Genomic DNA, 10,380 nt, shown 5'->3' on the forward strand with positions numbered 1-10,380 from the left:
GGGTATGCCCCGGACGGGCTTCCGGAGTGAGACTTGGCTACTGCTTCGCCTCAGCCCGATCAAGCCGATCTAGCAGCTCCAACCCCCGATCCGCAGATCCGCGCTGAGCCCGCGCCCGGAACCGAGTCTCCACGTCGAACTCGGCCAGAGCCGTGGTGGAGAGTTCCTCAAAGAGCTTGTTCAAGCTGATTCCATGGCGTTTGGCGAGCTGCTTGAGGCGCTCGTGTTTTTCGTCGGGGAGGCGGACGGTGACGGTGGCCATGATCAAAGCTCCTTGAGCAAGTCTGCCGGGCGAAGGATCTGGATCTGCGGAAACTGGAGCTCGCCGCTCCGCAAGTGGCGGACGTTCTGGGTCACGATGGCTTCCGCCCCGGATGCCACGGCCAACTCGAGGAGGTGGTGATCCCCTTCGTCGGTCAGGTTCGGTCTCCAGAGGTAGTAGATGTTCGTCCACTGGCAAACGCTAGCGAAGGCATCAAGCAGCTCATCAATCTCGGTAGCCGTGAGAGGAGATCTCTTCGTGAGCTCCGGTCGGTGAGTCACATCCTCGTATTCTAAGAACAAGGCAATGCCCATCATGGGCTGTAGCTCCCGCAAGAGGCAATGGCGTAGCACCTGACGACTAGCGCTGCCTTCTCGGCCGAGAACGGCGTTCACGAAGACGCTGGTGTCTACGACTATCCGCACAGCCTCATGCTAGCACATATGACAGCATACACCCTGCATCGGCTCAAGCGGGGGAATCTGACAGAGCCCCCAAAACCAGATCTGCCAAAGCCCGCGCTTAAGACAGTTGCTGCAGGGGGGGCCCAATGTTGGTAGGTGGGACCCAAATGTTAATGAGGCGGAAAACGAGGAGATGCTGGAGCTATCTGCGAGCCTGAAAACGCCCTCCGGGATGCACAGAATCACCCCAGTTCTCAGACGCCCCCAGCACGGGGGACCCAAATGTTGATGCGCTCTGAAGGTGGGTGAGGTGGGGCCGGGCGGGCTGCCCGGCTCATCTCTTCGACGCCGCCTTGCGGTCCCGCTCCCGCTCCTCGGCGACCCGCTGGGCGAAGCGTTGCTCGAAGTAGCCGAAGAGGTTGATCAGGGTCGGGGCAACGCTGGCCGCGGCGAGGAGGAAGCCCAGGGCGGACGACACCACGTCCCGTTGGGTGATGAAGACGAAGCCGCCCAGGAGCAGGAGCGGCACCGGCAGCAGCCAGCGTAGGATCGACCACACGGAAGCCCCCTCCTCGCTCTCCCACTCGAGGAGCTGGGTCTTGCTGACGGTCTGGCGGAGGAAGAGAGCGAAGCTGCGGTTCATCAGCTGCAGCGCCGGGCTGCGGATGATCAACCCGCGGTACATGAGATCCAGGACCCGGTGACGATTCAGCGGGCTGACCAACCCGGTGTGACCGAGCTGCGAGAGCACCACCTTTTCATCCTCGGTGGTCGCCGACCAGATCGCATGGTAGTAAGTGCGCGCCCGGAGGGCGATCTTGGCCACCATCTTGTCCTCGCTGAAGGCCGAATAGTCTTCCGGAGCCATTTCACTCAGGATCTGGCCGCCGATCCTCTGCAGCTGAGCCGTGTGCCGGCACTCCCGATCCACCACGTCGACGACATCGAGCACTGCGAGATAGCCTCGGCGATAGGCCTTGCGAATCTCTTCCAGCAGCTCCTTCACTTCTTTCCTGAGACCATCTCTCCTCTGTCGTGCCTCTCCTCCCTTTTCGAGGACCGCCTGAAACTGCTTCAGCTGGTGCAGCTCAGATTCCCGCGTCTCCAGACTGCTCTGGTCCCCGCCCTCGTCGCCCCCTTCCGCCGCCTTCTCCAGCTCCAGATCCTGGCCTTCCTTCTTGGAAATCGAGTGTTCCAGGGCTGGAAGAAGCTCAGCGGCGACCTGCTCTTCGTTCCAGCGACCTGTCTGTACCTTCTTGATCCTCTCTTTCAGATCCTCTCCGAGAGATTTACCTTGACCCTTCGCGGCCTCCTGCCATTCCCGCACCTGCTGCCTATTGACCTCCAGGTCGCTCTCTGCCGCTTGGAGCTCCCTGCGCTTCTTGTCAACGATCTCGAACCCTTCTCCCAGCTTGTCCGACCACTGCCGCACGGCCTGCAACCGCTCGTCGCGGATGGTCCCCTCGAACTCTCCAACATCCCCCTGATCGAGAGCGTAGTGAAACGTGAAGGATCCCAGCAGGGCCGCCCAACGACGCCGCAGCACCGAACGGCTGGAAGTGGGATCGTCATCGAGCTCCGCGGCGCGCAGGATTTCTCGAGGATCCAGATCCGCCAGCACCACGATGGCGTGTTCCTGACTCCGGTGCCAATGACTCAGGGTCTTGAGCTTCTCAGCCAGTTTGTCGGCCGCGTCTTTCTCGAGCTCGAGGTCGACACTGAATCGGGTGATCAGCACCGGCCCGGCCAATTCCTCCCGCTCCAACAATTCGGAGAGTGTCGGCGGAATCGACTTGCCGCCGACGGATTTCCGAACCTCCCAAAGCTCATCGTCGGTCCACGGAATCTCTTCGAAATCTTCCCCCAAGGCTCCCAGATTCCTCAGCCCCAGGTCGGGCACCCCCAGAACCAGCAGCATCCCTTCCCTGCGGCCGTGAGCAAATCTGAGCCAGTCCCGCAGATTGGACAGATCCCATTGCAAAGCAGCACCGTCCTACGCCAGCTCACTGCGTGCATCGTCGCTCTCCTGGTTGCTCGTCTCCACCTTGCTTTCCCACTCGCCCCCGAGAAACAGCTCCCGTCGAACCGGCGCCAACTGCGCCAGCAGCACCCGGTCCGCAATCCAGCGAATGGCGAGGTACGGCGAAGCCAACCACACGGCAATCAAGATCAACAGCAGGAAGATCGGGATCATCAGCGGTCCGAAATCACCGTGGAGCCTGCCGAATCCTCCCCGGGGTACGGTGGATTGAAGATTCCACTGGATCGCCTGGTCCGAGGCCGGATAGAGCTCGCCTACCAGCTGGCGGGCGAGCGCAGGTCGGGCATCCCGCTCGGAATCGGTGTTGTCGGAATCGGCCTCGTCGCCGGCTTTGATCGCTCCGGAGCTCGGCCCCGGTCGATCCCAATACCACGATCCCGCCGGCGTCCGGAAGCGCGAAACATCAACGCCCCGAGGTCTCGCCGAAAGATCGTTCACCGGCACCAGGCGACTCGACAGGAAGGAGGAAAGCCCGTCGCTCCAGGGCCATCCCCGACTCTCCGACAGCGATCTGCTGGAGCGCTCACTCTCGTAGGCATTCGTTGCAAAGATGGAGGCCAGGAGCCCCTTCCGAAACTCCTTCAGCTCATCATCATAGGCTTTAAAGAATGCACTCTTCGCCTCAGGAGACTGCACGGTCTGCCGCCGCTCTTCGATCAGGGCCGGCAGCAAGGCCTCCTGGGTTTCTTGAACCAAAAAGGTCCACTGCCGCTCCTGAGCGAGGGAGAAGAGTCCGATGGCGGGCACGACGGAGAGCAGAAAGAGCAGACAGGTCATGGCGAAGATATAAGTTCGGCGCTGTTGGGAAGGCTGACGGAATTCGTTGCGGAAGATGAACCAGATCCCAGTCCCGGAAACGACGGTGAGAAGCATTGCGAGCGTCGCCAAGCATGGACTCAGCAGCAAGCCAAGCACCGCGAACACGGCAGATGTCAACAACAGACCTCGCTCTACCCCGGACCGATCCTCCCTCAGCCATGCTGTCAATCGCCCGTGGGCACGCCGCACTTCCCGATGCCACCATCCCCGCTTGCTATCCGGCCAGCGCTGGTAGAGCTGCCCGCAGTCTTTGAGCCAGAGCACGACGAAGCCCAGCCCGACCGCCAACGGCAGCCCGAACAGCGTCAACAGGGCCAAGAAGAGGCTCCGGGGCGCGAGGGAACGCTCGGCCCAGCCGAAGGCCAGGCAGTAGACACTCAAGACGAGGATGGAAAGCACTACGATCCAGCTGTAGAGCTTGTTCTTGGGGGCATGGGGCCAGAGGGATACCTGAACGAACAGTCGATTGCGTAAAAGCAGGAGCAAGAGCAGCAGGATGCCGAAGTAGAGCACCGCGGGGTTGGCAATGTCGTAGAAGAGCTCCAGGTTGCGCATCCGCAGGTCCTGGGTGGTGCGATAGGTCACCAGGGCCCAGGGGAAGCCCTCCAGATGAGTGACGTGAGCTCGGTACCGTTGCCCCCAATAGCGCAGCGTCAGCGGTCCTTCTCTCCGCGTCTCGAGCATCGAGGCCAGCAAGGCATCTTCATCGCTTGCCTTCAGGAGATCCTCCGAGAGAATGCGCCGAGAATCGGAGTGAAAGAGCACCTCGGCCGAACCGCTTTGGGTCGCATCGACCACCGCGAAACCATACGTCTGGGGCAGCACCGCCTGAGTGAGGGAGGCTAGCTGAGTGGCGAGAATAGGTTGCAGCTCCTCTCCGTCTCCCTCGGTGCTCTCGGGATCCTCCCGGGACTTGGGAATGGCCAGGATGGCCTGATCCGCACCGCCGGTATTGGAGATCACCGACTGGAGGCAAAGCTCGACTTCTTGTTCCCGTTCCGGCAGCTTCACCCGGTAGGGAGCGATCTCGCCCACCGCACATTGGAAGTACTCCCGATCCTGGACACGGGATTTCCGCCGAGAGTGCTCGCGGAAGGCCATTTTGACCTCTTGATCGCCCGCCGAGTTCACCCAGAAGACCGAGTGGAGGATGGGGTACAGCGACGGTGGGGCAGGCTCACAGGTCGGGCTGGTGCCGAAATCTCCCTCCTGCTCCGCCTGGGTGCCTGTTGTTGCTTTGAATTTCTCCAGAGAACCATGGAAACTCTCTAGCTGGTCGAAGGCATGCCCGAGCTCTCGTTCGAAATTGTGCTCGAGCTTTGCGGCCAGATCACCGAGCTGCGAGTCGACCTCCTGTCTCATTTGGTGCCAGAACGCGAGATCGAGCACCAGCAGGGTGAGCAGGAAACAACCCACCATTGAGGAGATCACCAGAAAGCCGACATCCAGGCGAGTCATCCGCTGCCGGCTGGAGATCAACCAGAGCTTGAGAAACGGCCAGGCAAGGACTCCCAGCGGAAAGATCGCCAGCAGTGCGAACAACAGAATGGGAGAGGAAGTGAAGCTCGCCGAGAGCAACCGGTCCCGGGCGACGAATCCACCCGCGATCCAGTGGATGGGGGGCTGCGAGCCCTCCTCTTTGAGGGCTGGCAGCTCCAGCACCACGGGCTGGAAGAAGAAGCGGTACTCCACCTCCGCGACTTCGATGGGAAGCGAGCCGGTCGACGGCGTTTGAGATAGGCCGCGGCTACCGATGTCCCATCGATCAGAGCCGAGAAGGGACTGAAGACGGCCGCCCTGAGCGTCCTCATCACCTCCTGGCTCGACGCTCCGGACCGCCCCGAGAGAGGTGAGGCGCAACTCCTGCTCTCCCTGCTGGAAAAGAACCGCCCCTTCCTCCGACGCTTCGGCCAGCAGGATCGAGTCGAAGGTTTCCGGCAGCACTGCCGGTTCCAGAAGGGTCGCAAGATCGAGCTTGGCCTTCACCTCTCTGACCTTCCGACAAGGCGCCGGAGGCTCGGAACAAGTCGCTGACCAGTCGCGAAAAACCAGGTAGACGTCGGGCCCCAAGGGTTTGATCTCCAACGCCGGCAGATCCCGAGGGGAGAGCTTTTCCGAGGTCTCCAGATCTCTCTCTCGATCCGACAAATACGTCAAGTTGGGGATTTGTTCTACATAGCGCTCGACATCCGATGGTGACTCGGGTCGTTGTGTTTCTTCCGCCGATTTAGGCTGTTGAGAGGTGGTCTGAGCAATGCGTTCGAAACGCTTGGCCAAGTCCGGCACCGTCGCCTCCACCCGGCTGCTGAAGCCAGCCAGGAGGCGCAGACGGTGCGCCTTGGAGTTTTCGAGCTGTTGGGACGCGACGAAATACAGCACCCCCATCAAGAACACGACCAGGAAGAGGATCGCTACGATCGGCGGCTTTTTTTGATTCAACTCCACTTAGGAACCAAACCGTACTTTCGCAAACATATATCACCAACATAGTTAATCAATTCACGGGTTGTCAAACGCGAAAAGATCGATCAAAAGATATATGTACGGACGGGGCTACGCTTCGAGAGCGGGCCGGAGGAGGCTGCGCAGGCTGGGGGAAGGAGCAAGGAAACGGGGCCCGGCACCGGGCCCCGGCGGTGGTGTCAGGGGAACGCTGATAGAAGACGGCGTCAGGAGAACGGCGTCAGGAGAACGGCGTCAGCGGATTGGATCCGGAGCATCCCGGATCCAAGGAATCAACTCTCGATCGCCTTGCGCGCCATGTCGGCACTCACCGTCAGGTGGTAGTGCTCATCGTCGGTCTTTTCGAGAGAGGGGTGATCCCAGGGATTGAACTCCAGGGGATTGAGGATCTCGCTCACCACCGGGCGCAGGGCGCGGGCGCCGGTGCGGGTGTCTTTGGCGGCATGCTCGGCGATGAGGGCGGCGGCCAGGTCTTCCATGTCGAGCTCGATCTTCATCACGCGGAAGAATTGGCGGGCGCGCACCCAGGGGGAGTCGAAGCTCTCCATCAGGATCTCGCGCAACACGCTGACGCTCAAATCGTTGAGCACCACCACCTTCTCGAAGCGCGCCATGAACTGAGGCACCATGCCGAAGTCGAAGAGATCCATCGGCTTCAACAGCTCGGCGAGGGAGAAGCGGGTCTCGATGCGCGCCTGGCCATCGGCGGTGCGCACGGTGCGCTTGCGCAGCTTGGCGCCGCTACCGGGCTTGCTCACCCGCTCGTAAACCTGATCGTAGAGACTCTCGAAGGCACCGCCGCAAACGAACATCATGTGGCGGGTGTCGATGTCGACTTTGATCTCCCGCTCCTTCCCGTCCACCCAGGCGTGAATGGGATAGGCCACCCGCTCCCCTTCCATGAGGGTCAGCAGGCCCTGCTGCAACACCACGCCCAGGGCGTTGGGCTTGCCCGCCAGCACCGTCGACATCTTGTCGATCTCGTCGATACACACCGTGGCCCGCTCCATGGCTTCCTGCAGGGCCTCCGGTGACGGCTTCTCGCCGGCGATGGCTCGGGCGCGCTGCTCCACCGCCGCCAGCAGACGGTTGGGGCGAAATTCGAGGCGGTCGGCGTCCACCAGCAGGTTGGCGTTGATCACCGTCACGGCGCGGAACGGGCGGTACTCCGGCACCTCGTTGTAGAGGCGCTGGATGTTGTTCATGATGGTGGTCTTGCCGGTACCCGAGTTGCCGATCATCAGCAGGTTGCCGGGCTGCTTGCCGGTGGTGTGCTTGTAGATGGCGACGGAGACGAAGCGCAACGCCCGATCCTGCCCCAAAACGCCGCGGCGCAGCTCCTGGAAGATCTTCGGCGGCGTGATGTCCTCCAGCTGGCGGGGCTCGGCGCTGGCAGCAGTGAGCGGGGTGTCGGAAGACTGGCTGTCGGAAGAGCGGGAAGCGGGTGCTTGGGCGGTCATGGTCTCCATCATCTCTCCTGCAACGCCGTCGGCGAAACCGTGTCCCACGGCGGACGTGATCGAAAAGGCTCTCGGAATTCAGGCCCGCGGAGGGAGCGGGCAAAGCGGCCTACCCTTTGCAACCGCGAAGGATGGCTCTAGATTCCTACGGCTGAGCTTCGCAGAACGCCCAAGGATGAGGAAAGATTCGCCGCTCGCCCGTGACAGAAGGAGTCCGGCAGGGTCCTAGCAGCCCTCCAGTTGCTCTTCCAACACCCCGTGGAGCTCCAGCAGCTGCCGGCTGAGCTTGTGACTCGGCGCCAGGTCGATGAGGGGCCGGTGAGCGCGGTGGGATTCTCGCACCTTCACCGAGGCGCTGACGAAAGGCTCCAGCACCGGCAACCCTTCCTTCTTCAGCTCTTCCACCAGCTGCCGCGGCAGCTTGGCGCGCTCCTGGAAGAGATTGACCACCACACCGGCGACCTCCAGATCCGCATTGTGATCCTCCTTCACCTCCCGCACCGTGCCCAGGAGCTGGTAGAGGGCGCGGCGGGAGAATTCGTCGCAGTCGAAGGGGATCAAGCAGCGCTGGGCAGCGATGAGGGCGGAGAGGGTGTAGAAGCCCACCGCCGGCGGGGTGTCCAGGTAGACGCGGTCGAAGTCCTCCTCCAGCCGCTCCAAGAGCTCTTTGAGCTTGTAGATTTTGTAGCGGGACTCGAGCTTCGACTGCAGATCCGCCAGGCCGTCGCTAGCGGGGATCAGGCTGAGGTTCTCGAAGGGTGTCTCGTGAACCCAGCTGTCGGGCTCCGGCGCTAGCAGTCGAAAGCCCAGAGTCTGATCGAAGAACTCCGCGGCACCGGGAGTGGCATCGGCGGCGTCCCGACCCAGGAGGTATTGGGTCGAATTCCCTTGGGGATCGAGATCTACCACCAGGGTTCTGAGCCCCTCGGCGGCGCTCACCGCTGCCAGATTGACCACCAGGGTGGACTTGCCCACCCCGCCTTTTCGATTGAAGACCACATATCGCATCACTCTTCGCTCCCTTCAGCTACAGGCACCCGCCCGCTCTATCGGCTCTCCGGGACCGCCGGATCCACCTCCAGCGAACCCTGCTTGGCCGCCGGAGACTCCGTTGAAGCACCGGTTTCCCACGGAAAACGCTTTCACAGCGGCACCACCTCGTCAAGGTGCGGCATTCTTCCGCGGCGCGGCAAATCCTCTCGGATTCGAGCTCCTCCATGGGCCATCGAAGACCGATTCCGGATTCGGCCTGAACTTTGCATTGCCTTTGCAGCTGCCCGCCTCGACAGGCGCCCTTGCACTTGCTAAGGTGGCGATTCTTGAGCTACGAAAGGAGAAATTTGTGCGACATATCCCTAGAATTCTGGCTTCCGTCTTCCTCCTGACCCTGGTTTCGGTCCTCCCGGCCTGCGCCCAGGACGGCGAGGAGAAGGCCGACGCCGCAGCGACGGAGACCGGAGCCATGGACGAATCCCAGGACACCCAGAAGACTTTCTATGCCATGGGCGTCGCCATGGCCCAGAACCTCGGCCAGTTCGACCTCAGCGACGAAGAGCTGAGCCAGCTGCAGAAGGGTCTGGCGGACGGTGTCAACGACACCGCCGACATCGACATCCAGGAGTACCTGCCGCAGATCCAGGCTCTGGCCCAGGAGCGGGCTGAGGCCGCCGCGGAGCGTGAAAAGGCCGCCGCCGGCGAGTTCCTGGACGCCGCCGCCGCCGCCGAGGGCGCGGTGAAGACCGAGTCCGGTCTGGTCTACCTCGAGACCGCGGCCGGCGAGGGCGAGACCCCTGCCGCCACCGACACCGTCAAGGTCCACTACACCGGCAAGCTGCGGGACGGCACCGTCTTCGACAGCTCGGTGGAGCGCGGCACCCCCGCCACCTTCCCGCTGAACCGCGTCATCGCCTGCTGGACCGAGGGTATGCAGATGATGAAGGTCGGCGGCAAGGCCACCCTCACCTGCCCGCCGGACATCGCCTACGGTGACCGTGGCGCTCCGCCGAAGATCCCCGGCGGCGCCGCCCTGACCTTCGATGTCGAGCTGCTGGAGATCGTCGACGCCGCCGCTGCGGCCCCCGCTCCTCCGGCTGCTCAGCAGTAAGCGAGCCAACGGAAGACGAGGCGTCGAGGGGACGGTTCCCAGGAGCGGATCCCACGATGTCTTCGCCAACCCGGGATGACGCCCGGGGAAAGACTCGGGGTGGAGAGAGCGCGGCCGGCGACGGCCCCCTCTCTTCACCCCGGGTTTTTTCCGTTTTAGAGCTCTTCTGCGGCCTCGGCGGCTGCTCCGAGGCGCTCCGGCAACAGGCCCCCGGCCGCCACCGCATCACCGCCGCGGTGGATGTCAACCACCTCGCCCTGGAGGCCTACCGGCACAACTTCCCCGACCACCGGGCGCTCCTGCGGGCCATGGAAGGCTTTTCCGCCCGGGATCTGAAGGAATTCGGCGCCGACCTCTGGTGGCTGTCCCCACCCTGTCAGCCCTTCACCCGCCGCGGCCGACGCCTCGACGACGCCGATCCCCGCGCCCGCCCCCTGCTGCACCTCATCGACCGCCTGGCCGAGGCTGGTCCGGCCTATCTGGCGCTGGAGAATGTGCCGGGCTTCGAATCCTCCCGCTGCCGGCAACGCCTGTTGAGGGTCCTCGAGGACGGTGGCTACGCGGTGCGCGAAGCCCTCCTCTGCCCCAGCCAGCTGGGCTGGCCCAACCGCCGCCGGCGCTACTATTTGTTGGCCTCCCGGGAGGGCCGCCTGCCCGAAATCGAAGGCCCCTCCGACCCGCCGACACCGACCTGCTCCTTGAACACTCTGCTGGCAGCCGAGTCGACAGCGATCCGAGACGACGAGCTCGTCGTCGATCCTCGGCTGGTCCACTCGTACCGCTACGCCCTGCATCGAGTCCGGGCCGACGACCCGGCAGCCGTGACT

8 protein-coding genes are annotated in these 10,380 nt (G+C 63.0%); 2 read left to right on the forward strand and 6 right to left on the reverse strand.

The features are described from left to right. Positions 1–37: 37 nt before the first annotated feature. From SX243_12240 to SX243_12265, 6 genes are all read right to left on the reverse strand, one after another. Positions 38–262, reverse strand: a complete 225-nt coding sequence (locus tag SX243_12240) for a toxin-antitoxin system HicB family antitoxin (GenBank protein MDY7093732.1) — start codon at positions 260–262, stop codon at positions 38–40. A 2-nt stretch (positions 263–264) separates the two neighbouring features. Further along, on the reverse strand, positions 265–687 hold the full coding sequence (locus SX243_12245) for a putative toxin-antitoxin system toxin component, PIN family (GenBank protein MDY7093733.1): 423 nt from the start codon (positions 685–687) through the stop codon (positions 265–267). Positions 688–1,000: 313 nt separating this feature from the next. Further along, positions 1,001–2,584 carry a hypothetical protein gene (locus SX243_12250; protein MDY7093734.1) on the reverse strand — a complete coding sequence of 528 codons (1,584 nt, stop codon included), beginning with the start codon at positions 2,582–2,584 and terminating at the stop codon, positions 1,001–1,003. 75 nt (positions 2,585–2,659) lie between these two features. Further along, positions 2,660–5,965 carry a hypothetical protein gene (locus tag SX243_12255; GenBank protein MDY7093735.1) on the reverse strand — a complete coding sequence of 1,102 codons (3,306 nt, stop codon included), beginning with the start codon at positions 5,963–5,965 and terminating at the stop codon, positions 2,660–2,662. 296 nt (positions 5,966–6,261) lie between these two features. Next, positions 6,262–7,449: an AAA family ATPase gene (locus SX243_12260; protein ID MDY7093736.1), complete on the reverse strand. Its 1,188-nt coding sequence runs from the start codon at positions 7,447–7,449 to the stop codon at positions 6,262–6,264. A 225-nt stretch (positions 7,450–7,674) separates the two neighbouring features. Next, complete coding sequence (locus SX243_12265) at positions 7,675–8,457, reverse strand: ParA family protein (GenBank protein MDY7093737.1); 783 nt, start codon at positions 8,455–8,457, stop codon at positions 7,675–7,677. A 334-nt stretch (positions 8,458–8,791) separates the two neighbouring features. On the opposite strand from SX243_12265, the gene SX243_12270 reads away from it, so the two are divergent. Further along, positions 8,792–9,553 carry an FKBP-type peptidyl-prolyl cis-trans isomerase gene (locus SX243_12270; GenBank protein ID MDY7093738.1) on the forward strand — a complete coding sequence of 254 codons (762 nt, stop codon included), beginning with the start codon at positions 8,792–8,794 and terminating at the stop codon, positions 9,551–9,553. Positions 9,554–9,609: 56 nt separating this feature from the next. Further along, positions 9,610–10,380: DNA cytosine methyltransferase (locus tag SX243_12275; GenBank protein MDY7093739.1), on the forward strand; the 771-nt coding region annotated here is incomplete at its 3' end.

It is taken from the genome of Acidobacteriota bacterium, from assembly GCA_034211275.1.
In the GTDB taxonomy this organism is placed as follows: domain Bacteria; phylum Acidobacteriota; class Thermoanaerobaculia; order Multivoradales; family JAHZIX01; genus JAGQSE01.

Coding starts and splice junctions, on each gene's coding strand:
- SX243_12240 (MDY7093732.1), bottom strand. CDS start 262: ATGGCCACCGTCACCGTCCGCCTCCCCGACGAAAAACACGAGCGCCTC.
- SX243_12250 (MDY7093734.1), bottom strand. CDS start 2,584: ATGCTGCTGGTTCTGGGGGTGCCCGACCTGGGGCTGAGGAATCTGGGA.
- SX243_12260 (MDY7093736.1), bottom strand. CDS start 7,449: ATGACCGCCCAAGCACCCGCTTCCCGCTCTTCCGACAGCCAGTCTTCC.
- SX243_12265 (MDY7093737.1), bottom strand. CDS start 8,457: ATGCGATATGTGGTCTTCAATCGAAAAGGCGGGGTGGGCAAGTCCACC.